We start from the raw sequence: 21,262 nt of genomic DNA, 5'->3' as shown, positions 1-21,262 counted from the left end.
TGGCTCGCCGGCGTACCGGGCGGGTTAGGCGCGCAGGATCTTCCTGAGCAGCTCGGCGAACTCGGCGGGATGCGTGGTCAGGCCCGTGTGCCCGCCGGGGAAGTGCACGAGCTCGGCGCCGAAGCGCTCGGCCAGGTACGCGGCCGGGCGGTAGGGCAGCTCGCCGCGCGAGTCCTGGCCGGCGGCGAGCACGAGCCGGTCCGACAGCGCCGCCAGCCGGTCGACGTCCGGCACGTAGGACATGAAGCTCGGCACGATGCGGCCGACGAAGAACGGCAGGCCGGCCATCGTCTGCTCGGCCCGCGCCGCCGCCTGCGGCGGCAGCTCGGGCTGGGCGGGCTCACCGTCCTTGCTCAGCCCGGCCGCGAACACCGCCATCGCGGGCATGAGCCCCTCGGTACGGAACGTCTCGCCCACACGGGCGACGAGGGCACGATGCACCGCGGCGTCCGGAAGCACCTCCACCACCGGCGGCTCGTGCGCGACCACCCGTTCGAGGCGTTCCTGATGGGCGGTGAGCAGGTGCAGGGCGACGATCGCACCCGAGCTGGAGCCGAAGACGCGGGCCGGCACGCCGGGGGCGAGCAGGTCCAGCAGGCGCAGCGCGTCGCCGGCGTGCTCGGCCACCCGCTGCCCGGCCTCCGGGTCGTCGAGCGGGCTGCGGCCGAGGCCGCGCGGGTCGTAGGTCACGACCGTGTGCTCGGTGGCCAGATCTTCGGCGACGGTCTCCAGAGAGGCGGCGCCGCCCGTCCCGCCGGGGATCAACAGCAGCGGCGGCCCCTCGCCGCGCGCCTCGTAGTGCAGGGTGGCGCCGCGCACCCGCAGGCTGCCGTTCATACGGACTCCCCTTCCGGCCAGTGCTCCAGGAGGACGTGCAGGGCGTCGAGCGTGCGGGCCCAGGTCTGCTGCGGGGTGCGCGCGTGGGCGAACCCGCCCGCGGCCTCCAGGGCGACGAACCCGTGGAAGGTGCTGCGCAGCACCCGTACGGCGTCGGTCAGGTCGGGCTCGGCCAGCCCGTACGCGCGCAGCATGCTGTACGTCAGCTCGACCGCGCGCCGCGGCCCCGTCGCCTTGGCGGCCAGCTCGGGATCGATCCTGATCGGCACCTGCGTCGCCATGTACCGGCCCGGATGCTCGTGGGCGAACTCCCGCCACGCGTTCGCGTACGCGACCAGCGCGTCCTTGCCCGCCAGCCCGGCGGTCGCCTCCGCGATGCGCACGGTCTTCTCGTCCGCGGCCAGCAGCGCGATGCGCCCGCGCAGGTCCTCGACGTTGCGTACGTGGGTGTAGAGGCTGGCGTCCTTCACGCCGAGCCGCCGCGCGACCTCGGACATGGTCACCTGATCGAGTCCGACCTCGTCGGCGAGATCGGCGCCCGCGACCGTCACCCGCTCCGCCGTCAGCCCGGCCCGCGCCATGCGCCCTCCTCATTTCCAAGACTTCCTAGGCATATCCTAGGGCCTCTCGGAAACGAGCAGGACTCCGCCGTTGAGCGGGACGCGGCGGGACGGAAGGTCAGGCGGCCTCTACGCGCTGCTGGTCCTGGAGCAGGTCCACGACCGCGTCGATGTCGTTCGCGCTCACCGTCTGATGCAGGCCGCGGTGTATCTCGTCGTCATCCAGCCGGACACCGCGCCTGGTCGCGTACAGGACACCCTCGTCGCTGTAGAAGAAGGACCAGCCGGGGAACGCACTACGCAGCGCATCAATGTCGTAACCCAGAGTAGTCATACGGCCACTCTAACGAGCCGGGTGGCAGCCGGTCCAGCCCTCGATTCCCCGGCCCCCGTTCCACCGGAAAACCCGCTCGGCGGAGGTTACGATAAGGCCATCTAGGACTAACTATATGCATTACCCTGGCAACCGTGAGTAACGGAGACGCCGTCAGAACGGCTTTATTCCGCCGCGCCCTGCACCGCATCGGCAGGCGCGGCGCGTCGCTCGCCTTCGTCGGCCTGCTGGGCGAGGTGATCGCCGTCTCGCTGGTGTTCGCGCCGCCCTCCCAGCGGGCCACCTCGGGCTACACCACGCTCGCCTCCGTCGCCCCGCTGAACGTCTGGGCGCTGGCCTGGTTCCTCGTCGGCACCCTGTGCCTGGTGCAGATGTTCATGCGCTCCGACCGGATGGCGTTCGCCGCCGCCACCGCGCTGCTCCTGCTGTACGGGCTGGTGCACATGGTCTCCACCGTGACCGGCGCCAACCAGCGCGGCTGGGTGGCCGGCGCGGTCTGGCTGGCGTTCGGCAGCTGGATCGCGCTGATCGCCACCTGGCCGGAGGCGCCCAGGCCGCCGGGACGGCTGCCCGGCACCCTGCCTCCGGCGGCGGCCGTGGTGGTCGCCGACTCCGCCGGCATCATCCAGTCGTGGAACCTCCAGGCGGCCGACCTGTTCGGCTGGAGCACCGAGGAGGCCGTGGGGCGGCCGCTGACGATGCTGATGCCACGCCGTCTGCGCGAACAGCACTCCGCCGGGCTGCTCCGGGTAAGCTCGTCCGGCCGGTCCGAGCTGGCCGGGCGGATCATCCCGCTGGTGGGCCTGCGACGCGACGGCACCGAGTTCCCGATCGCGCTGACCGTGAACGCCTGGCATCACGAGGACGGGATCGCCTACACGGGCGTGATCCGGCCCGTCGGAGGAGGTGGCGATGCCGAGCCTGACTGACATCCTCATTCAGGTCGCCGTGGGCGCCGTTCCGCTCGGAGTGGCGTACATGGCCTTCCGGTCGGCCACCGACGCCAACAAGAAGACCCAGGAGACCTCGCTGCTCCAGGTGGAGCGCCAGGCCGAGCTGGAGCGTTCCAAGGTGGACGCCGAGGCCTTCATCAGGGCCAAGACGATCTACGAGGACGCGCTCAGCCAGCTGGAGAGACAGCTGGTCCGGATGCAGACGCAGGCCTCCCAGGTGAGCACCGACCTGGCCAGCGAGCAGAGCGCGTCCACCGCGATGCGCGACCAGATCAACCGGCTCCAGGCCCAGATCAGGGCTCTGGAGCGGACGGTCGTCACGTTGCGCGCGCAGCTCATCTCGGCCGGCCTGGCCCCGGCGCCCGCGTCCGAGACGACCGGCCCCTACCAGCTCCGGTACCCCCAGAAGGAATGACCCCGGGTGGCACCCGGCAAGAAGGGTGGTGGACAACCGTCGCTCGCGTCTGTCACCATTTATCGCATGATCATGCGAAAGGAGGGCGCTTCCGCCCTCAACCGGTGAACGCGCTCGTGCAGCGGGAAGCTGCCGCGATTCGCCAGGAATGGCTGGGCCGGGCGCTGTCGACGCTCCCCGCCGACCGCCCGGCCGTAGAAGCCGCCGTCTCCGCCCTCTACCGTCTGGCAGGGCTCTCCCCACCCCGGTTCCACTGGGTCGCCTCACCACTGGCGGCCCTGGCGACCGTTCCTCCAGGTCTGTCGCACTCGCCTGAGCATCCGGACCGATGGCCGCTCCTGTCCCGGTTCGCCGAGCTCAAGGACGAGTGGTCCCGGACCGTCGAAGCGGGCATGCGCAGGCCGCACTGGACGATCGACCGGATCGTCCAGCAGGAGGTGTTCTTCCCGCTCCAGCGTTCGATCAGCAGTTGCCTGCTGCCACCGCTGCGGCGGGCGCACAGCTGGGGGGCGCCCGGCTGGATGCGCTGGGACCGGACCCACTACGTCTCCCGGATCGCCCGTTACGACGCGCTGCGCCGCACCGCCGGCCTGGTGCTCGACGCCGAGCAGGAACGGCGGTTCGAGCTGTGGGCGGCCGTGCTCGGCTCGTGCCACTGGTGGTGGCCGGACGAGCACGTCTGTGTCGTCTCCGAGCGGCCGGTCGCCCTGCACACCGAGGTCGCGGGCGACGACGGCGAGGTGAGACCGCACCACGCGAGCGGCCCGGCCGTCCGGTACACGGACGGATGGGCCGTGCACGCCTGGCACGGCACGCAGGTGCCGTCCTGGGTGATCGAGAACCCGACCGTCGAACGCATCGCCGACGAGGTCAACGTCGAGGTCAGGCGGTGCGCGATCGAGCGACTCGGCTGGGACGCCTACATCGAGCAGGCCGGGCTGCGCCTGGTCTCCCGCGCGCCCGACCCGGGCAACCCGGGCTCCGAGCTGCGGCTCTACGACGTGCGCCGGGGCACGAGAGTGCTCCTCGCGGTCAACGGCTCGGTCGAGCGCGACGGCCACCGCCGCCGGTACGGGCTCACCGTGCCCGTCTACCTCAACGATCCGATCGAGGCCGCCGGATGGACGTACGGGCTGTCCGGCGAGCAGTACGCCACACTCCTCCGCAGAACATAGGTGATGCCCATGACCGTCACACTCGCCTCTCTCAGCCGGCGGACCGGACTCGCGGTGCTCGACCACCTGGAGCAGTCGGTCCGCATCCCCGTCGTCGACGGCCTCCAGGCCCAGGGCGACCTCATCGTCATCCCGCTCCCGCTCGTCGCCACGTCGGTGACCCTGATTCCGGAAGACCGATGGGAGCCGGTGCCGGCCGAAGGCGTCGAGCTGCTGCGCGGCGCGGCCGGCGGCAACCCGCACACCCTCGTCGCCGACCCCGGCACCTGCCGCTGGACCACGCACGTCGCGGACTCCCAGGGCCTGGCGATCGGCGTCTTCACCGCCTCGGTCCCGGTCTACCTGCTCCATCCGGAGCACGGGGGCTCGGGCTGCGCGCCGGGCACGTACGTGGTCAGGCGCCAGCGCGAGCACGAGGGCACCAGGGCCCGGCTGGTCGCGGACTGAACCTCAGTCCGAGTACGCCTGCGCCAGCAGCTCGGCCGACCGCATCCACGCCTTCCTGTCGGGCGCGGCGAAGGCCACGATGAGCTCGTCGGCGCGGGCGTGCTCGGCGAACCTGTCCACGTACTCCTTCACCTCGGCCGGATCGCCGACCGCCGAGTATTTGGCCATCTGCACGATCTGCTGACCCGCGGGCGACTGCAGGATCATGTCGGCCTCCTCGGTGGTGAACGTGCGCCCCCTGCCGAGGAACCGGGTGACCCGGAGCCGCTTGGAGTCGAGGAACTGCTCCTGCGCCTCCTCCGTCGTCTCGGCCGCGATCACGTTGAGCGCCGCGATGACGTGCGGGCGGTCGAGCTGGGCGGAGGGCTTGAACTCCTGCCGGTAGATGGCGACGGCCTCCTCCAGCGCGGCGGGCGCGAAGTGGGAGGCGAACGCGTACGGGAGCCCCAGTGCCGCGGCGAGCTGCGCGCCGAACAGCGAGGACCCGAGGATGTACAGCGGCACGTTGGTGCCCTTGCCCGGGGTGGCGTCCACTCCGGGGATGCGGGACTCGCCCGCCAGGTAACCCTGCAGCTCCAGCACGTCCTGCGGGAACGAGTCCGCCGACGCGGGCGAGCGCCGCAGGGCCCGCATGGTCTGCTGGTCGCTGCCCGGCGCGCGGCCGAGCCCGAGGTCGATGCGGCCCGGGTGCAGCGTCTCCAGCGTGCCGAACTGCTCGGCGATGGTCAGCGGCGAGTGGTTGGGCAGCATGACGCCGCCCGCTCCGAGGCGGATCGTGCTGGTATGGGCGGCCACGTGGGCGATGAGGACGCTGGTCGCGGAGGAGGCGATGCTCGGCATGTTGTGGTGCTCCGCGTACCAGACCCGCTGGTATCCGAGCTCTTCGGCCCGCTGTGCCAGGGCGACGCTGGCGGCGAAGCTGTCGCCCGCCGTCTCGCCCTCGCCGATGTGCGCCAGATCGAGGATGGACAGCGGCAGAGCCATGAGTACGCGCCTTTCGCAGAGCGGTGTGACCAGCTCTGTGCAACAGCCGCGAATGCGGTGTTATTTCATGGCTGATCCCCCACGGCGCTGCCGTGGGGGATCAGGAGGCGCTCAGGAGGCGGTGCAGGAGAGCGTGGCGGGAGTGCCGTTCTGCCCTGAGTGTCCGCCGAGGAAGCCGAACGTGGCCGTCGCGCCGGCGCCGACCGCGCCGTTCCAGTCGAGGTTGGTGACGGTGACGGAGCCGCCGCCCGCCGTCAGGTTGCCGTTCCAGAGCTGGGAGATCGTCTGACCGTTCGGGAACGTCCAGCCGACCCGCCAGCCGTTCAGCGGCGACGTGCCGGTGTTGCGCACGGTGACCTCGGCCTGGAAGCCGTTGTTCCACTGACTGGTCACCTGGTACGTCGCCGCGCACCCGCCGGGACCGCCCGTCGGCGTCACCGTCGGGGTGACGGTCGGGGTGACCGTGGGAGTGGTGGGGGGCGGCGCGGCGATGGCCAGGTCGTACGCCCGCTGCGGCACGAACTGCCCCGCCTGCGCGATGCACCCGTCGGCCTCGCCGGGCGGCTTGACCCACAGGTAGGCGTCGATCGCGGAGTCACCCGTGTTCGTGGTGCTCCAGGTGCCGGTGGCGCGGCCTCCCGGGTCGCACCACTCGCTGCCGGCGGGGCCGTTGCCGTTGCGGCTGGTGTCGATGACCGCCTTGAGCCGGGAGACGCCGGTCGCCGCGATGATGCTCTTCGCGTACGACACCAGCCCCGCCGTGGCCCGGTAGTTCGAGGTGTTGACCGCGATGCCGTCGGCGCTGTTGGCCACGTCCGCGCCGGTCAGCCTGGAGGCGGCCTCCGAGGGGGACAGCCAGGCGTCGTGCCCGATGTCGAAGTAGACCTTCACCTGCGACGACGTCCCCTTGAGCTTCTTGCCCGCGTAGGCCATGGAGGCCTTCACCTCGGCCTGCTCGGAGGAGTTCATGCAGTTGGTCATGATCGCCAGGGCGTCCGGTTCGAGGACGACGGCGGCAGGCCGGCCGCCGAGCCCGGCCGCGATCTGGTCGATCCAGGCCCGGTAGGCGGAGTGGTCGGGCGCGCCGCCCGCGCTGGGGCCGCCGCAGTCGCGGTTCGGCATGGCGTACACGGCCATGATCGGGATCTTGCCGGCCGCGGCGGCGGCGCCGACGTAGGCGTCCACCTGGCCGCGCACGGTCGTGGGGTTGTAGGTGGCGAACCAGCGGCCCTGCGGCACCGCGGCGATCCGGTCCCTGATCACGGCGGTACGGCTGTCGTTCGGGTTGGCCGCCACCCATTTGGCGGCGTTCGTTTGGGGATCCACGTAGAAAGCGGAGTCGGCGGCCTGAGCGGTGGAGGAGGAGAGGACGACCGCTCCCGCCACGGCCGAGGCGGCCGCCGCGGCGAGCACCGCCAGCACGGACCTTCTGCGAGACATGTGGATAACTCCGTCCGTCATGTGGGAGCGCTCCCACCGGCACCCCGGATGCTAGGGAGCCCGGCTCGCCGGACAAAGACATCGGATCGATCCTTTAGCCATCACCGCAGGTCGGACCCAAGTAATCGGGTGAAACTTTCACTCCGCCAGGCAGGCCTCGAAGACGGCGGTCAGCCGGTCGACGTCGGCCGGCGTGGGCTCCTCCGGGCCGAGCCTGCGGCGCGTCGCCCCGATGCCGAGCAGGATCGCCGCGGCCATGCGGGCCCTGGCCCGGGCGTCCGACCCGGAGAGCCTGGCCTCCAGCGGGATCAGCACCGCCGCGATGAGGCGCTCTCTGGCCACCGCCTGCACCTCGGGATGGCGGGCCGAGCGTTCGAGCGTGCGCAGGATCGGGCTGTCCGGCGGCTGCCGCATGCGCTCGGCCGCGTATTCGGCCAGCCGCCTGGGCAGCCCCTGCTCGTCGCCCTCGAACAGGGCGCTGAAGACCGGCTCGCCCTCAAGGACCGCCGCGAAGAGGCCGGCCTTCGAGCCGAAGTATCGGCCCACCAGGGCGATGTTGGCGTCGGCCGCCGCCGCGATCATGCGTACGGTCACCTGCTCATAGCCCTGCTCGCCGAACAAGGTGCGGGCGGCCCGCAAAATCCGCTCCCGAGTGGCCTCGCGGTCGCGTGGCCTGGCCTCGGTCACCTGGGGACTCATGCCCGCACTCTACTCAACAGACACCCCACTAACCGCACGGCTAGTAAACAGGCGTATACTCAAGTCGGTTAAGACGGTAAGAAGGAGATGTGGGAGCTTTGGTAGCTCAGGCGCAGGCCGCATCTCCCACGAAACGGCACTATTCCCACCGCGAGATCCTCGAGATCATGTCCGGGCTCATGCTCGCGATGCTCACGTCGATGATCTCGACCTCTGTGGTGGGCACCGCGCTGCCGACGATCGTGGGGGAACTAGGCGGTCAGGACCAGTACTCATGGGTCGCGAGCGCGACCATGCTGACGATGACGGTGTCCACGCCGTTGTGGGGCAAACTGTCCGACGTCTTCGGACGCAAGCTGCTGTTCCAGACGGCGCTGGGGCTGTTCGTCGCGGCCTCGCTGGTGGCCGGCCTGTCGCAGAACATCGGGCAGCTGATCGCGGCGCGGGCCATCCAGGGCCTGGGTGTGGGCGGATTGTCGGCCTTGTCGCAGGTGATCCTGGGGGACATCGTCTCCCCCAGGGAGCGCGGCCGCTACTCCGGCTACATGGGTGCCGTCTTCGGCATCTCCACGGTCGCGGGCCCGCTGCTGGGCGGTTTCATCGTGGACGCCGACTGGCTGGGCTGGCGCTGGTGCTTCTACGTGGTGGTGCCGTTCGCCGTGGTGGCCTTCGTGGTCATCCAGAAGGTGCTGAAGCTGGAGCGGATCAAGCGCAGCACGTCGATCGACATCTGGGGCGCCACGACGATCACGGCCAGCGCGAGCGCGCTCATGCTGCTGCTGACGCTGGGCGGCGTCGAGTTCGAGTGGAACTCGTTCTGGACCTACGCCCTGTCCGCGACCGCGCTGCTCATGCTGGCCCTGGCGGTGCTGTCGGAGCGCACCGCGCGTAATCCGATCCTGCCGCCGCGGCTGTTCCGCAACCCGACGTTCGTGCTCACCAGTCTGGCCTCGCTGTTCGTCGGCATGGCCATGTTCGGCGCGATGATCTACCTGCCGCAGTACCTGCAGATCGTCAAGGGGCTCAGCCCGACCAACTCGGGTCTGATGACGCTGCCCATGGTGGTGGCGCTGTTCCTGTCCGGCGTGATCTCCGGCAAGATCGTCACCCAGACCGGCAGGTGGAAGATCTTCCCGGTCGCGGGCCTGCTCATCGTGGCGATCGGCCTGTTCCTGCTGTCCAGGCTGCACGTCGACTCCAGCCTGTGGCTCATCGGGTTCGACGTGGGCGTGCTGGGCGTCGGCCTCGGCCTGTCCATGCAGATGCTCATCCTGGCCGCCCAGAACGGCTCCGAGCTGCGCGACATGGCCGCGACCACGTCGGGCGTTTCGTTCTTCAGGTCGCTGGGCGGCGCCGTCGGCGTCTCCGCGTTCGGCGCCATCCTGACCGGCCGGCTCAAGGACGAGATGGCCGAGATGCTGCGGGCCGCGCACATCTCGGTGCCGGGCGGCGGGGACGTCAAGCTCGGCAGTCCCGACGCCATCCAGATGTTGCCCGCGCCGATCAAGAACATCGTCCTGGAGGCGTTCACCCGCGGCCTTGAGACCGTGTTCCTGGTGGGCGTGCCCATCGCCCTGCTCGGGTTCCTGGCCACGCTCTTCCTCAAGGAGCTGCCGCTGCGCGGCACGAGCGCTCCGGTCGAGCCCGTCGCCGCCAAGCCGCTCAGCAAGGACGACCTGGTCCTGGCCGGTCTGCTGCTCGAACTCATCTCCCAGCGCATCGAACGGGTGAACGGCGAGCCCTCCGCGCTGCTGAGCGCGGTCGCCAGGCTGGCCCCGCCCGACGAGCGCTCCGAGCGCGAACGGGCCCGATCGGTCGTGCACAACGTGCTGCGGCCCACCTCGCGCACTCTGATCGCGCAGGCCACGCCGCCACAGAAGGACCTTGTAACAGGAGGAACCTCCCGATGATTCGCAAGTTCGTGGGCGCCGTCGCGGCGGCCCTGGCCGTGCCGGCCGGGCTGTGGCTGATGATCGCGCCCTTCGCCCTCGGCACCCAGCCCGAGGACGCCGATTGGACGAACGCCACGCAGTCCGAGTTCTTCACCGGGCTCGGCGTGGCGGTCGTGGGACTGGTCGGCGCCATCGCCTTCGTGCTGGCCATCCGCGAGGAGCTCGTCCTGCGCGGGCTGGTGCAGCCCAGGCCGCGCAAGGCCGAGCCCGAGCCTGAGCCCGAGCCCGAGCCGGTGCCGGTCCCCGCGCCGCAGGCGTCGTCCGCGGAGCTGGCCAGCCTGCTGGCGCCCCTCGTCGAGGCGCTGCGTGAGGACCTGAACACCGGAGCCCGTCCCGGCGGCGGCGAGCACCGCCAGAACGGCAAGACGTCCCTGGTCGGAGTGGAGGAGAACCGATGATGGCGAAACTGGGCGTGTCCGCCCTCGTCCTGCTGTTCCTCGGCGGCCTGTGGCTGGTCGCCGCGCCGTTCGTGGTCGGCTACCAGCCCCGCGGCGGGTCCTACGCGGACGCGACGGTCAACGATTTGTGGCTCGGCGGCGGGATCGCCGCGGTGTCGTTCGTCAGCCTCGTCGTCTTCGCCGCCGACGCCCTGCGCGAGCTGGCCTCGCGCGGCAGGCACGCCGAGTCCTGACGCGAGACATGCCGTGTTCGGCAGTGGGACAGACCCCCAGGGGGAGCCGCTGGAAGGCAGGCTCCCCGAAGGGCGGTTCGAGATCGGCAAGGACGGCGCCAGCCTGCTCGTCGTGGGCTTCGACGGATCGGGCCCGAGCCGCAACGCGCTCGCGTACGCGGCCGGGCTCGCCCGCAGGGACGACGCCGCGCTGCTCGTCGCCTTCGTCGAGGCGCTGAACGCCACCCCTCTCTGGTTCTGGGCCGGGTCGCCGATCATCCCCGACTCGGCCAGTGACCTGGCCGAGGAGCTCAGGGACGAGTTGCGTGGCGCCGGGGTGCCGTGGCAGTTCGTCAGCATGCGGGGTGACGCGGCGCGGGAGCTGGAGACGCTGGCCAGTTCGTACAAGGCCGACGCGATCGTCGTGGGCCGCTCACGCAGGTCGTGGTGGAGCTCGGTTTCCTCCGGGCTGGCCAAGCGGGCTCGCCGTACTGTGCTGATAGTCCCTTGACCAGGGCGGATGTCGCATATGGTGGCGAGATGAAACGTGCTGCCGCCATGGCGTTCGTGGTGCTCGCGTCCGTTTCGTGCGGCGCGGGGGAGCCGGTCGCCTCGCCCGCTTCCGTCCACGAGACGCCCGGATCGACCACGCCCGTGTCCGCCTCCGACTCCACCAGCCCCAGCCCCAGCCCCACCGGTCCGCCGCCGTTCAGCGCGAAGGTCTCGCGGGTCGCGCGCGACCAGCTCCCCTACTCGTGGCGTCCCGGCTGCCCGGTCCACTACCGGGACCTGCGGCTGGTCACGCTGACGTACTGGGGCTTCGACGACAAACCGCACACCGGCCGGCTGGTCGTGCGCAAGACGGTGACCGACGACATCGTCACGGTCTTCAAGAGGTTGTACGGGTGGCGCTGGCCCATCAAGCAGATGAAGCTGGTGGACGCGTACAAGGGCGACGACTACGACTCGATCGACGCCGACAACACCTCGGCCTTCAACTGCCGCCCGGCGACCGGTTCGAGCAACTGGTCGAATCACGCCTACGGGGAAGCGATAGACATCAATCCCCGCGAGAACCCATATGTCACCGCAAGTGGCAGCACCGCACACCAGAATGCGAAAAAGTTCGCCAAACGGCCAGTTAGCGGTAAAGGTGTAGTAAACCCTGGTGACAAGGTCGTCAAGGCCTTCTCCCGCGTCGGCTGGGAGTGGGGCGGCTACTGGTCCGGCACCAAGGATTACCAGCATTTCTCCAAGGGCGGAGGCTGAGACAATCCCGTCATGGCAGCTAAGGACGGCGACGGCTGGACCGAGTGCGCGCAAGGGCACCGGCATTGGGGCGTTCATGGAGCCTCCGGGCTGCTGGTCGTCCACCACGACGAGCTCGGCGTGCCGTACGTGCTCATGCAGAAACGCTCGTGGTGGAGTCACCACGGCGGCACCTGGGGGCTGCCCGGCGGCGCCCGCGACAGCCACGAGGACGCCGTGGCCAGCGCGCTGCGCGAGGCCCGCGAGGAGGCGGCGCTCGGCGGCGAAGGGCTGCGGGTGCAGGGGGTCTACCTCGACGACCACGGCGGGTGGACGTTCGAGACGGTGATCGCCGCCTCGGCCGAGCTGCTGGCCGCCGCGCCGGCCAACGGCGAGAGCACCGAGCTGCGCTGGGTGGCGCTGCCCGAGATCGCCGAGCGTGAGCTGCATCCCGGCTTCGCCGCCACGTGGACCGACATCCAGGGCGCGATCAGGCCCGAAACCCTGGTGCTCGACGTGGCCAACATCGTCGGGGCGCGGGCCGAGCGGGGCTGGTGGAACGACCGGCTCGGAGCGGCGACGCGGCTGCTGAACGACGTGTCCGGGCTGCGGCTGGCGCATCCCGTGCTGGCGCAGTGGTATCCGCGGATGGTGGCGGTCGTGGAGGGGGCGGCTCGGAGCGCTCCGGCCGTACCGGGGATCCAGGTGGTGGCGGCGACGGGGAGCGGCGATGACGCCATCGTCGACGTCGTACGCGCGGCCAAGCCGTGGGAGCGGGTGCTCGTCGTGACGGCGGACCGGGGGCTCAAGGAGCGGGTCGGTGAGCTCGGCGCGGAGACCGTGGGCCCCAAGTGGCTGCTGTCGCAGCTCGGAAGCTGAGGTCGGCGGCTCGGCTCGGCCCGGCTTGGCTTTGGTCGGCGGCTTGGCTCGGCGGCTGTTTTCGCGCGGTCGGAGCTCCGCGGGTGCGTTCGGCGGCTGATTCGGCCTGTTCAGAGCTCCGCGGGGACCACGCGGTCGAAGGCGGTCTTGAGCCCGGTCACGTCGAGCACCCGCTGTAAGACGCCGTGCACGCCGACGATGCCTAAGCTCCCGGCGTGCGCGGACAGCCTGCGCTGGTGCTCGACCAGCACCCACAGGCCGCTGGAGTCGCAGAACTCCAGCTCGGCCGCGTCGACCACGATCTCCACGCGCCCCTCGGCGAACAGCGTCACCAGGCAGTCCTTCAGCAGCGGAGCCGTGAGCTTGTCGAGGTCACCGCTCACGCGCACGAGCGCTTGGCAGGCGCCGCGCTGCACCTCGACGTTGAGATCCGCCACCTCCTGAACGTACACCCCTGCCACCACAGCCGCTATCGTGGTTTCCGCACGGGAGGGTTCGCATAGTGGACGAGTGCAGCCGCCTTGAAAGCGGCCAGGTCAGCGATGGCCTCGTGGGTTCGAATCCCACACCCTCCGCTCACTCGCGGGTCCCCGCGAAGCCGTCGCCCACGCTGGCGGCGAGCTGCAGGTAAGCCTCCCTCGTCGCGTCCTGGAGCCGGTCGAGGTCGATCTCCGCGCCCTCCTCCAGATGCGGGTCATAGGGCACCCTGATCACCGCGCGGCACCGGGCGGCGAAGTGGGCCTCCAGCTTCTTGATGTCGACCGCCGACTTCGACCTGGGCCGGACGCTGCACAGCACCACGGTGGCGTTCTTGACCAGGTCGGCGTAGTGGTGGGCCTCCAGCCAGTCGAGCGTCGCCGAGGCCGCCCTGGCGCCGTCGACCGACGGGGAGCTGACCAGCACGATCTGGTCGGCCAGCCCGAGCACGCCGCCCATGGCGGAGTGGAGCAGGCCGGTGCCGCAGTCGGTGATGCAGATCGAGTAGAAGTTCTCCAGGACCTGGGAGACGTCCTGGTAGTCGGAGCCACTGAACGCCTCGGAGACCGCCGGGTCGCGGTCGGAGGCCAGCACCTCCAGCCGCGAGGAGGCCTGGGACGTGAACGCCCTGATGTCGACGTACCGCTTGACCTGGTCACGCTCGTTGAGCAGGTCGCGTACGGTGGCCGAGGTCTCCAGGACGAGCTTGTCGGACAGCGTGCCCCGGTCGGGGTTGGCGTCGACGGCGATGACGCGGTCACCGCGCACCGAGGCCAGCGTGGCGCCGAGGCCGACCGTGGTCGTGGTCTTGCCCACGCCGCCCTTCAGGCTCAGCACGGCCACCCGGTGGTGCCCGGCCGTCACCGGGGTGCGGGCCCTGGTGAGCAGCTCGCGGCGGCGGCGGACCTCCGGGGGCTCGCCCGGCTTGATCCAGCCGCCGGACGCCTTGTAGACGATGCGGCGCCAGCCCTTGGAGGGCGCGTTACGCCGTCCGCGTAGCAGGGACTCGGGGTCGAGGCTCTCCGCCGTCGGGCGGCCGGTGACCGGGGGCCTGGGCGGGGCGGTGAAGACGGGGATGGGGGCCGGGCGGCGGCGTGGCCGCGTCTGGGGCGGGATCTCGCGTTCGGCGGGCCGCCACTCCTGCTGGTCGGCCCACTGCGGCTGGTCGGCCCACTGGGGCCGCTCGGACGGCTCGCTCCTGGCGGGGTTCTCGGGCTGCTGCGCCCTCCGCGAACGCCGCGGCTCGTCCCGCTGCGGCTCCTCCCGCTCTTCGCGCTGAGCACGCTGGGGCTCGTCCCACGGGGAGCGCTGCGGCTCGTCCCATGGAGAACGCTGGGGCTCCTCCTGCTGGGAACGTACCGCGTCACCGGAGGAACGCTCGTCGTCCCGCTGAGACCTGTCGTCGTCCCGCTGCGGCTGCTCGTCCCGCTGAGCACGATCCTCCGACCAGGAGGGCCGCTCGGCGGACCACGCGGACGGCTCGTCGGACCACGTGAGCCGCTGCTCATCGCCCCACTTGGGGGCCTGCTCGGTGCTCCACGCCAGACGCTCGGGCTCCGCGGCCTCGTCACGCTCCTGAGACCCGTGGAGCGGCTCCTGGGAGCCGTGAAGCGGCGTACGCAGCGACGGGGACGACTCCTGGGAACGCGGCTCGGGGTCGCCCCACTGCGGGCGCTCGCTCCGGGGCAGCGTCTCGGACGGCTCGGCCCACTGCGGCCGGTCGGCGGCCGAGGGCGTCTCCGCCGGGCCCGCCTTGGCGGCCGGCTTCTCGCCTGGCTGGTCCTGCGCCCACGACGGGGCCTCGTCGCCCGGCTGGGTGTCCGCCCACGAGGACTTGGCCTCCGTGACGACCGGCTCGTCACGCGCGGGCTCGGCACGTGCGGCCTCGGCACCCACCGACTCGGGACGCGCCTTCTCCTCGTCCGCGGGCTCGGCGGCGGCCTCGGGACGCCGCGTCTCCTCGCTCTCCGTGGACTCCCGCGCCCAGTCGGGGATGTGCGGCCACGGTTCGTCCTCCGTCGCCTCGGCCTTGCTCCCGGCCGCCTCAGGCTTGCTCGCGGCCGGCTGCGGCGGGGTGAGCGGCAGCGAGAAGGCGTCGGTGTCGTCGGGGCGCGGCAGCGGCTTCAGCGGGCCGTGGAAGGGGTCGTCGGCGCTCGGGGCGGGCTTCTCCTGCAGCGCGGCCCGGTCGAGCCACTGGGTGGCCTCGCTCTCCGCCTGGGGAAGGTCCTCGGCGGCCTCGGGGCCGTACACGGAGTCGACCGCCGCACGGAACAGCGGCGGCGTCGGCGTGTCGTGCTGCTGCGGCACGTGCTGCCATGGATCCTTGGGGTACGGCGAAGCGACCGGCTCGTCGGCGACCGCGGCCGAGGCGCTGACCGGAACGGGCGCCTCCTCCGTCTCCTTGATCGCGTCGAGCCAGGCCAGCTGTTCCTCGAGAGATTCTTCTCGATCGTGTCTTGCCACCGTGTTCCCCCTCGGGTGGGTCTAAAGGGGCAGCAAATACATTGCAGGTTAACGCCACATGGTCCGGCGCAGCTCGGCAACCCAGAACTTCTTTGCCCGGCTACCGTGGTTCGCATGCGAGCCATTGAGATCGTCAAGCCGGGCGGACCGGAGGTCCTGGAGTGGCACGAGGTGCCGGAGCCGAGCGTCGAGCGGGGCGACGTGCTCATCGACACCACCGCCTCGGCGGTGAACCGGGCCGACGTCCTGCAGCGGATGGGATTCTACGAGCCGCCTCCCGGCTCCTCACCGTACCCGGGGCTTGAGGTCTCGGGGGTGGTGACCGAGGTCGGGGCGGACGTGGAGCAGTTCAAGCCGGGGGACGAGGTGTGCGCGCTGCTCGGGGGCGGCGGTTACGCCGAGCGCGTAGCCGTACCGTGGCAGCAGGTCATGCCCGTCCCCGAAGGGGTGGCGCTGCGCGAGGCCGCCGGGCTGCCCGAGGTGGCCTGCACGGTCTGGTCGAACGTGTTCATGGTCGGACGGCTGCGCAGGGGCGAGACGCTGCTGATCCACGGCGGCGCCAGCGGCATCGGCACCTTCGCGATCCAGCTCGCCAAGGCGCTCGGCGCGCACGTCGTCACCACGGTCGGCTCGGACGCCAAGGCCGAGCGCGTCAGGGAGCTCGGAGCCGACGAGGTGATCAACTACCGCGAGGAGGACTTCGCGGACAAGGTTCACGCCGACGTCATCCTCGACATCATGGGCGCGAAATACCTGGCAGGAAACGTGCGCGCGCTCAAGACCGGCGGCCGGCTGGTGGTCATCGGGCTGCAGGGCGGGCGCACGGCCGAGCTCGACCTCGGCGCCCTGCTCGCCAAGCGCGCCTCCGTGCACGCCACCGCGCTGCGCTCGCGTCCCGTGGACGAGAAGGGCGTCATCGTCCGCAGCGTCGTCGACAACGTCTGGCCCCTGGTCGGAGCCGGTGCCGTACGTCCCGTGATCTACGCGGAGGTGCCCATGGCGGAAGCCGCCGAAGCCCACCGAATGTTGGATTCCGGAGAGCACGTCGGCAAGATCCTGCTAGTACGGTGAGTGTTATGAATGCTGAGGACAACAACACCCCCCACATCGTGGTGGTGGGCCCTGACTTCCAAGGTCAGGGCGATAGTGGCGAGGACGACCGCTCGGTCACCAACCTGGTCGAGCAGCCCGCCAAGGTGATGCGCATCGGCAGCATGATCCGCCAGCTTCTCGAGGAGGTCCGCGCGGCTCCCCTCGACGAGGCCAGCCGCAAGCGCCTGAAGGAGATCCACGAGTCCTCCATCAAGGAGCTCGAGGACGGCCTGGCGCCGGAGCTGGTCGACGAGCTGGAGCGGCTGTCGCTCCCGTTCACCGACGAGAACGGCACGCCGCCGAGTGAGGCCGAGCTGCGCATCGCGCACGCCCAGCTGGTCGGATGGCTCGAAGGTCTCTTCCACGGCATCCAGACCACGCTGTTCGCGCAGCAGATGGCCGCCCGCGCGCAGCTGGAGCAGATGCGCAGGGCGCTGCCCGGTGTGCCGCAGGGCGACGACGGCGGCCCCCAGCGCCCTCATGGCGGTTCCGGCCCCTACCTGTAGCCCCCGTCGCGGAGGTTATGCGTAGAGCTCCTCGATCACCCGTGCGACCCCGTCGTCGTCGTTGGTCGCGGTCACGTGATCGACCGCCGCCAGCACGGCCGGGTGCGCGTTGGCGACCGCGTACGACGTACCTGCCCAGCTCAGCATGGGCAGGTCGTTCGGCATGTCACCGAACGCGACGGTCTCAGCAGGCTTGACCTCGTGCTGCCCGGCGAGCGCCGCCAGGGCCGTCGCCTTCGTCACGCCCTGGGCGCTCATCTCGATCAGGCCCCTTCCGCTGGAGTGCGTGGCCGTCACCAGATGCCCCACCAGTTCCTCCACCGTGGCCTGAAGCTCGTCCGCGCCCATGGCCGGATGCAGGGCCAGCAACTTGGCGCACGGACGCGAGGTCATCGAGGCGATCCCGACGGCTCCCGGGCGCCTGTCCTGGGCACTCAGGAGGAAATCCGACTCATGCGCAAAACCGGCTTCGTACTCGACCGAAAATACGAGGTCCGTTACGTTCGCTCTTAGCTGAGCGACGACTTCCTCGAGTACCTCGACCGTGATCAGGTGAGATTCCACTATCCGTTCGGTATGGAGATCGTAGATCAGCGCTCCGTTTGCACAGACGGCCAGCCCGCGGTGACGTACCGCACTCGCCACACCGCCCATCCACCGGGGCGGACGCCCCGTCACGAACGCCAGGACGGCCCCGGATTCCTCGACTTTGCCGAAGGCGGCGACCGTGCGGGGAGACACGGTTCCGTCGGTGCGCAACGCGGTACCGTCGAGGTCGGTGGCCACTAGGCGCGGTGCTGGAAGGCTCTGCATAACAGGTTCCAGTTTGCCCGGTGATGCCGCCTGACAGAAATCTTCGTTGGGACGGGAACACCAACGCTCCAGAATGGTGTTAGATGTGATGGCGTTGTATTAGCTGATCCCGTAGTGAAAACCAGCATGACTTTGTCTGAGCCACCCCGGGTGCTTGCTGTACGACACACCGGGACCCACGAGGTGTGGGTCCCATAGATTCACATCCTGAGGGAGAGCTTTTATGGCTCAGGGAACCGTCAAGTGGTTCAACGCCGAGAAGGGCTTCGGCTTCATCGCCCCGGACGGCGGTGCGCCGGACGTGTTCGTGCACTTCTCCGAGATCGTCGGCAACGGCTACCGCAGCCTTGAAGACGGCCAGCGGGTCGAGTTCGAGATCACGCAGGGCCAGAAGGGGCCGCAGGCCTCCCAGGTCCGAGCCATCTAACCTGTAGCAGCGAGATAGACCGGAGTTCGCTTCCAGCGGGCTCCGGTCTTTTGCTTGTACCTGGACCGGTCCCGATCATGCCGAGGCCGGTCGCGCCGCTACCGCAGTCGCTGTCGCTCAGCCCGGGTCGGGCCCAGCCAAGCCGTGCCCGGTTGATCCCGGTGGTGTCGAGGCCGGTTCCGCTGGTGTGGGGGCTGATCATGCTTGCGGCAGACCCGTCCCGCCGGCGCGCCGGATCCATCCCACCGGCATCGGGCCGATCCTGGTGGTGTCGAGGCCGATTCCGCTGGCGTCTTGGCTGATCACACTTGCGGCAGACCCGTCCTGCCAGCGGGCCGGGCCGATCCCACCGGCATCGGGCCGATCCCGCTCGCGCCGGACCGGCCCCGGCCGAGGTTCGGCCCCAGGCCCACCAGTGCCGAGTCGATCCGCCGGCATTAGGACGCTCACGCTGAGGTCCGGGTCGTCCAACTGGAGCCCGACTGCCCCGCTGAAGCTTGGCTGGTCCTGCTGGAGCCTGAGTGGCCCGCTGAAGTCTGGCCCATCACGCCTGCCTTGTCGCGCCGGTCTCGCTCGCGTCGGGCTGGTCCCGACCTGCGTCGGGCAGTCCCGTGAACGTCCGGGCCGGTCATGCCTGCATCGGGCGGTCCCGCCGGCGTCCGGGCCGGTCCGCCCGTCGTCCAAGCCGATCATGCCTGCGTCTGGCCTCATAGCGGCGCATCAAGAAGCGGCGGCGTACCGCAACCGCCCTACCCCGCTCCGTCCCGCACCCCGCTCCGTCCCGCCCCGCCCCCGTCTCGTCTCGTCATGGCCCGCCCCGCCCCGTCTCGTCCCGGTCTGGCCTGGCCCACCACCTCCGAGCCCAAGGGGGAGGGCACCGAAGTCGGAACCCTCGCAAGCCCTAGGTGGAGGTCGTAGCGGCACATCCAGAAGCGGCCGCGTACCGCCCAGCCCGGCTCCCGCTGAGGCAAGCACCGGCACCGCTACGCTCGGGAAGATCACACTTGCCTGCTTCTGTGCTGGTGTCGGGTTGGTCACGGCTGTGACTCGACTCACGTAACCGTTGAACCACCGGAGGCCCGCAGCGGTCGTCCTGTGTATGAGGTACGCGTGGTTGTGTCACCCCGTGACCGTTACCGGGGTGCTCGTGCTGCTGATCAACGACCACCTGCTCAAACACACCTGGCCGGGATTCGTCACGGGCAAGCTCAGCGACGTCGCGGGCCTGGTCGTAGCACCGGCCCTGCTGGCACTACTGCTGCGGCGCCGGGCGGACCTGGCTGCGATCCTGGCGACGGGCGTGGCCTTCGCGCTCGTGAAGACCACGGAGACGGGCGCTGAGCTCGCCTCCCAGGCTTGGACCTTCGTCGCGGGCCCTTCGCGCGTCCTGGCCGATCCTACGGACCTCCTGGCCCTGCCCGCCCTCGCCCTCGCCTGGTGGGTACGCGCCCGCAGCCTCAGCCGTCCTTCCTCGTCCCGGTGGCGGATCATCGTGACGATGCCGCTGGCCCTGCTCGCGGTCACCGCCACCTCCTCCGCCACGCCCCCTTATTCGGCCGAGTCCGTCGAGGTGGATTCGGGCGGCCGGATCAGCGTGCCCACGTACGGGAGGACCACGTGGATCTCCGACGACGGAGGGCTCAGCTGGTCGGAGATCACCGGCGACAACCACCCCAGACCGGCCCAGAGCGCCCAGTGCGTACCCGGGCAGGCCACGAGGTGCTACCGGATCACCGCCGGCCGGCTGGGCGTGGAGCAGTCGGACGACGGGGGACGTACATGGCGGCCCTCCTGGGAGGTCACCGGCGACGCACTGGAGCGGGTGACCAGGCAGTACGGGGGTCAGGCCCCGGACTTGCGTTCCAGGGCCCTGGCCGTCCAGGCGCGGCCCGGCGGGCACGTCGTCGTCGTGGCGAACGGCGTGGACGGGCTGGCGATCCGCGACACGTCGGGCACATGGCGGCGAATCGGCTGGCCGGGGCTCCGGACGGCCGAAGTGGACACGGGCCCCGAATGGGGCGTGGCGCTCTTCCTCGCCGCCTGCGTGCTGTTCGGCGGAGTGGGGGCGGGGTTGCGCCGATACACCCGCGCGTACACGGGCTCCGCGGTGGCCGCCTGCCTGGGCCTGCTGCTCCTGCTCAACGGCTGGCCGACGCCGTCCGACGACATCTCGTTACCGCTCCGCGTCCTCGGCTTCCTCGCCGTACTGACGGGCGGGGTGATCTGCGTCGTCCTGGCGGTGGGCCGGACCCGACCAGTGGCGACGGCTGTCGGGGTGCTGGGGGCACCACTGGTGTACGGGAGCGTCTACCTGCCGTTCGCGGGGTGGGCCGAGGGGACGCCCGAGTCGTACTCGGTAGCGGTCGCCATCGCGTCCCTGTTGACCGCCATCGTCGTACTGACGAGCGCCGCCCTCATCCGACACGACACCCGCCGACCAAAGCCCTTCCCAGACGAGTAACCGTTCCGGCCTCACCGCCCACGTCAATCCGGTCCCCCGAATCTGAACCTCGCACGGCCGACTCCCTCTGCACCGGTCGCCCGAAGCCCCCGGAGCCTGTGACCGAATCCGGTGACCAGCGATCCGGCGACTCGGGCCGATGATCCGGTGATCCGGTGATTGGGGTCGGTGATCCGGTGACTCTGGCCGGGGATCCGATGCCCAAAGGCCGGTAGCCCGCTGGCCCGGGCCGGTAACCCCAGCTGGCCCCAGACCGGTGACCCGCCGACCGGTGACCCCGGGCCGGTCACCCCAGGCCGGTGACCCCAAGCCAGTGACCCCAAGCCAGTGACCGCAGGCCGGTGACCCGGTGACCCGCGGCCGGTGACCTGGGCCAGTCACTCGAAGGCACGCACCTCGTTCCAGCCACGTGGATCCCGTCACCCCAAACGGGCAACCCGAGCCGGCCACCCGGGTTCCGTCGCATGAACCCGGCGGCCCGCACCCCCGC

23 protein-coding genes and 1 tRNA gene are annotated in these 21,262 nt (G+C 70.6%); 15 read left to right on the top strand and 9 right to left on the bottom strand.

Features of this window, described 5'->3' with window-relative positions; all coding sequences use genetic code 11:
* Positions 1-24 precede the first annotated feature (24 nt).
* The 3 genes from B0I32_RS36220 to B0I32_RS36210 all read right to left on the bottom strand — a co-directional run bounded on the left by B0I32_RS36220 (position 25) and on the right by B0I32_RS36210 (position 1,731).
* Positions 25-837: an alpha/beta fold hydrolase gene (locus B0I32_RS36220; protein ID WP_106247454.1), complete on the bottom strand. Its 813-nt coding sequence runs from the start codon at positions 835-837 to the stop codon at positions 25-27.
* A complete protein-coding gene (locus B0I32_RS36215) occupies positions 834-1,418 on the bottom strand; it encodes a TetR/AcrR family transcriptional regulator (protein ID WP_106247453.1) in 585 nt (194 codons plus the stop codon). Before B0I32_RS36215 ends, B0I32_RS36220 begins: the two co-directional genes overlap by 4 nt.
* Before the next feature lie 97 nt (positions 1,419-1,515).
* On the bottom strand, positions 1,516-1,731 hold the full coding sequence (locus B0I32_RS36210) for a hypothetical protein (protein WP_245956235.1): 216 nt from the start codon (positions 1,729-1,731) through the stop codon (positions 1,516-1,518).
* A gap of 134 nt (positions 1,732-1,865) precedes the next feature.
* Between B0I32_RS36210 and B0I32_RS36205 the strand changes: the two genes are divergently transcribed.
* From B0I32_RS36205 to B0I32_RS36190, 4 genes are all read left to right on the top strand, one after another.
* Positions 1,866-2,660: a PAS domain S-box protein gene (locus B0I32_RS36205; protein WP_106247451.1), complete on the top strand. Its 795-nt coding sequence runs from the start codon at positions 1,866-1,868 to the stop codon at positions 2,658-2,660.
* On the top strand, positions 2,644-3,099 hold the full coding sequence (locus B0I32_RS36200; RefSeq protein ID WP_106247450.1) for a hypothetical protein: 456 nt from the start codon (positions 2,644-2,646) through the stop codon (positions 3,097-3,099). Before B0I32_RS36205 ends, B0I32_RS36200 begins: the two co-directional genes overlap by 17 nt.
* A gap of 104 nt (positions 3,100-3,203) precedes the next feature.
* Positions 3,204-4,274: a DUF6745 domain-containing protein gene (locus tag B0I32_RS36195; RefSeq protein ID WP_106247448.1), complete on the top strand. Its 1,071-nt coding sequence runs from the start codon at positions 3,204-3,206 to the stop codon at positions 4,272-4,274.
* A 9-nt stretch (positions 4,275-4,283) separates the two neighbouring features.
* On the top strand, positions 4,284-4,721 hold the full coding sequence (locus B0I32_RS36190; protein ID WP_219912184.1) for a hypothetical protein: 438 nt from the start codon (positions 4,284-4,286) through the stop codon (positions 4,719-4,721).
* Between the two features lie 3 nt (positions 4,722-4,724).
* Here the strand turns inward: B0I32_RS36190 and B0I32_RS36185 are convergent, their stop codons facing one another.
* The 3 genes from B0I32_RS36185 to B0I32_RS36175 form a co-directional block, all read right to left on the bottom strand.
* Positions 4,725-5,705, bottom strand: coding sequence for an LLM class flavin-dependent oxidoreductase (locus tag B0I32_RS36185; RefSeq protein WP_106247447.1), 981 nt, complete (start codon positions 5,703-5,705; stop codon positions 4,725-4,727).
* A gap of 111 nt (positions 5,706-5,816) precedes the next feature.
* Positions 5,817-7,145 carry a glycoside hydrolase family 6 protein gene (locus tag B0I32_RS36180; RefSeq protein ID WP_106247445.1) on the bottom strand — a complete coding sequence of 443 codons (1,329 nt, stop codon included), beginning with the start codon at positions 7,143-7,145 and terminating at the stop codon, positions 5,817-5,819.
* A 138-nt stretch (positions 7,146-7,283) separates the two neighbouring features.
* Positions 7,284-7,844 carry a TetR/AcrR family transcriptional regulator gene (locus B0I32_RS36175; protein WP_106247444.1) on the bottom strand — a complete coding sequence of 187 codons (561 nt, stop codon included), beginning with the start codon at positions 7,842-7,844 and terminating at the stop codon, positions 7,284-7,286.
* Positions 7,845-7,942: 98 nt separating this feature from the next.
* Here B0I32_RS36175 and B0I32_RS36170 point away from each other — a divergent pair, with 98 nt between their 5' ends.
* Genes B0I32_RS36170 through B0I32_RS36145 form a run of 6 tightly spaced genes read left to right on the top strand, consistent with a single transcriptional unit; the run spans position 7,943 to position 12,533 of the window.
* A complete protein-coding gene (locus B0I32_RS36170; RefSeq protein WP_106247442.1) occupies positions 7,943-9,754 on the top strand; it encodes an MDR family MFS transporter in 1,812 nt (603 codons plus the stop codon).
* Positions 9,751-10,194: a hypothetical protein gene (locus B0I32_RS36165; RefSeq protein WP_106247440.1), complete on the top strand. Its 444-nt coding sequence runs from the start codon at positions 9,751-9,753 to the stop codon at positions 10,192-10,194. The genes B0I32_RS36170 and B0I32_RS36165 overlap by 4 nt, the downstream gene beginning before the upstream one ends.
* Complete coding sequence (locus B0I32_RS36160) at positions 10,191-10,427, top strand: hypothetical protein (RefSeq protein ID WP_106247439.1); 237 nt, start codon at positions 10,191-10,193, stop codon at positions 10,425-10,427. Before B0I32_RS36165 ends, B0I32_RS36160 begins: the two co-directional genes overlap by 4 nt.
* Before the next feature lie 13 nt (positions 10,428-10,440).
* Positions 10,441-10,917, top strand: coding sequence for a universal stress protein (locus B0I32_RS36155; RefSeq protein WP_181308159.1), 477 nt, complete (start codon positions 10,441-10,443; stop codon positions 10,915-10,917).
* Positions 10,918-10,964: 47 nt separating this feature from the next.
* A complete protein-coding gene (locus tag B0I32_RS36150) occupies positions 10,965-11,675 on the top strand; it encodes a M15 family metallopeptidase (protein ID WP_106247436.1) in 711 nt (236 codons plus the stop codon).
* A 12-nt stretch (positions 11,676-11,687) separates the two neighbouring features.
* Positions 11,688-12,533, top strand: a complete 846-nt coding sequence (locus B0I32_RS36145; RefSeq protein ID WP_106247434.1) for an NUDIX hydrolase — start codon at positions 11,688-11,690, stop codon at positions 12,531-12,533.
* A gap of 110 nt (positions 12,534-12,643) precedes the next feature.
* Here B0I32_RS36145 and B0I32_RS36140 read toward each other — a convergent pair whose 3' ends face one another.
* Positions 12,644-12,970, bottom strand: coding sequence for an STAS domain-containing protein (locus tag B0I32_RS36140; RefSeq protein WP_181308157.1), 327 nt, complete (start codon positions 12,968-12,970; stop codon positions 12,644-12,646).
* Between the two features lie 51 nt (positions 12,971-13,021).
* On the opposite strand from B0I32_RS36140, the gene B0I32_RS36135 reads away from it, so the two are divergent.
* A tRNA-Ser gene (locus B0I32_RS36135) sits at positions 13,022-13,108 on the top strand.
* Position 13,109: 1 nt separating this feature from the next.
* On the opposite strand, the gene B0I32_RS36130 is transcribed toward B0I32_RS36135, so the two are convergent.
* Positions 13,110-15,473 (bottom strand): nucleotide-binding protein, encoded by a 2,364-nt coding sequence (locus B0I32_RS36130; RefSeq protein ID WP_342751816.1) that lies wholly within the window; start codon positions 15,471-15,473, stop codon positions 13,110-13,112.
* A 114-nt stretch (positions 15,474-15,587) separates the two neighbouring features.
* Here B0I32_RS36130 and B0I32_RS36125 point away from each other — a divergent pair, with 114 nt between their 5' ends.
* Together B0I32_RS36125 and B0I32_RS36120 are read left to right on the top strand one after the other, a co-directional pair.
* Positions 15,588-16,544 (top strand): NAD(P)H-quinone oxidoreductase, encoded by a 957-nt coding sequence (locus B0I32_RS36125; RefSeq protein WP_106247431.1) that lies wholly within the window; start codon positions 15,588-15,590, stop codon positions 16,542-16,544.
* 5 nt (positions 16,545-16,549) lie between these two features.
* Positions 16,550-17,071 (top strand): bacterial proteasome activator family protein, encoded by a 522-nt coding sequence (locus tag B0I32_RS36120; RefSeq protein WP_106247429.1) that lies wholly within the window; start codon positions 16,550-16,552, stop codon positions 17,069-17,071.
* A 15-nt stretch (positions 17,072-17,086) separates the two neighbouring features.
* Here the strand turns inward: B0I32_RS36120 and B0I32_RS36115 are convergent, their stop codons facing one another.
* Entirely contained in the window at positions 17,087-17,857 is a 771-nt protein-coding gene (locus B0I32_RS36115) for an HAD family hydrolase (RefSeq protein ID WP_342751815.1), read from the bottom strand.
* 250 nt (positions 17,858-18,107) lie between these two features.
* On the opposite strand from B0I32_RS36115, the gene B0I32_RS36110 reads away from it, so the two are divergent.
* Both B0I32_RS36110 and B0I32_RS58090 read left to right on the top strand, forming a co-directional pair.
* Positions 18,108-18,311, top strand: coding sequence for a cold-shock protein (locus B0I32_RS36110; RefSeq protein ID WP_043619750.1), 204 nt, complete (start codon positions 18,108-18,110; stop codon positions 18,309-18,311).
* A gap of 1,126 nt (positions 18,312-19,437) precedes the next feature.
* Complete coding sequence (locus B0I32_RS58090) at positions 19,438-20,772, top strand: sialidase/neuraminidase family protein (protein WP_181308155.1); 1,335 nt, start codon at positions 19,438-19,440, stop codon at positions 20,770-20,772.
* Positions 20,773-21,262: the final 490 nt, after the last annotated feature.

Origin of the sequence: Nonomuraea fuscirosea (genome assembly GCF_003001935.1) — a bacterium.
Classification (GTDB): domain Bacteria; phylum Actinomycetota; class Actinomycetes; order Streptosporangiales; family Streptosporangiaceae; genus Nonomuraea; species Nonomuraea fuscirosea.
This window is presented reverse-complemented; position numbering and strand designations above follow the sequence as displayed.

Coding starts and splice junctions, on each gene's coding strand:
- B0I32_RS36190 (WP_219912184.1), top strand. CDS start 4,284: ATGACCGTCACACTCGCCTCTCTCAGCCGGCGGACCGGACTCGCGGTG.
- B0I32_RS36125 (WP_106247431.1), top strand. CDS start 15,588: ATGCGAGCCATTGAGATCGTCAAGCCGGGCGGACCGGAGGTCCTGGAG.
- B0I32_RS36215 (WP_106247453.1), bottom strand. CDS start 1,418: ATGGCGCGGGCCGGGCTGACGGCGGAGCGGGTGACGGTCGCGGGCGCC.
- B0I32_RS36220 (WP_106247454.1), bottom strand. CDS start 837: ATGAACGGCAGCCTGCGGGTGCGCGGCGCCACCCTGCACTACGAGGCG.
- B0I32_RS36210 (WP_245956235.1), bottom strand. CDS start 1,731: ATGACTACTCTGGGTTACGACATTGATGCGCTGCGTAGTGCGTTCCCC.
- B0I32_RS36160 (WP_106247439.1), top strand. CDS start 10,191: ATGATGGCGAAACTGGGCGTGTCCGCCCTCGTCCTGCTGTTCCTCGGC.
- B0I32_RS36180 (WP_106247445.1), bottom strand. CDS start 7,145: ATGTCTCGCAGAAGGTCCGTGCTGGCGGTGCTCGCCGCGGCGGCCGCC.
- B0I32_RS36185 (WP_106247447.1), bottom strand. CDS start 5,705: ATGGCTCTGCCGCTGTCCATCCTCGATCTGGCGCACATCGGCGAGGGC.
- B0I32_RS36110 (WP_043619750.1), top strand. CDS start 18,108: ATGGCTCAGGGAACCGTCAAGTGGTTCAACGCCGAGAAGGGCTTCGGC.
- B0I32_RS36200 (WP_106247450.1), top strand. CDS start 2,644: ATGCCGAGCCTGACTGACATCCTCATTCAGGTCGCCGTGGGCGCCGTT.
- B0I32_RS36150 (WP_106247436.1), top strand. CDS start 10,965: ATGGCGTTCGTGGTGCTCGCGTCCGTTTCGTGCGGCGCGGGGGAGCCG.
- B0I32_RS36120 (WP_106247429.1), top strand. CDS start 16,550: ATGAATGCTGAGGACAACAACACCCCCCACATCGTGGTGGTGGGCCCT.
- B0I32_RS36165 (WP_106247440.1), top strand. CDS start 9,751: ATGATTCGCAAGTTCGTGGGCGCCGTCGCGGCGGCCCTGGCCGTGCCG.
- B0I32_RS36175 (WP_106247444.1), bottom strand. CDS start 7,844: ATGAGTCCCCAGGTGACCGAGGCCAGGCCACGCGACCGCGAGGCCACT.
- B0I32_RS36145 (WP_106247434.1), top strand. CDS start 11,688: ATGGCAGCTAAGGACGGCGACGGCTGGACCGAGTGCGCGCAAGGGCAC.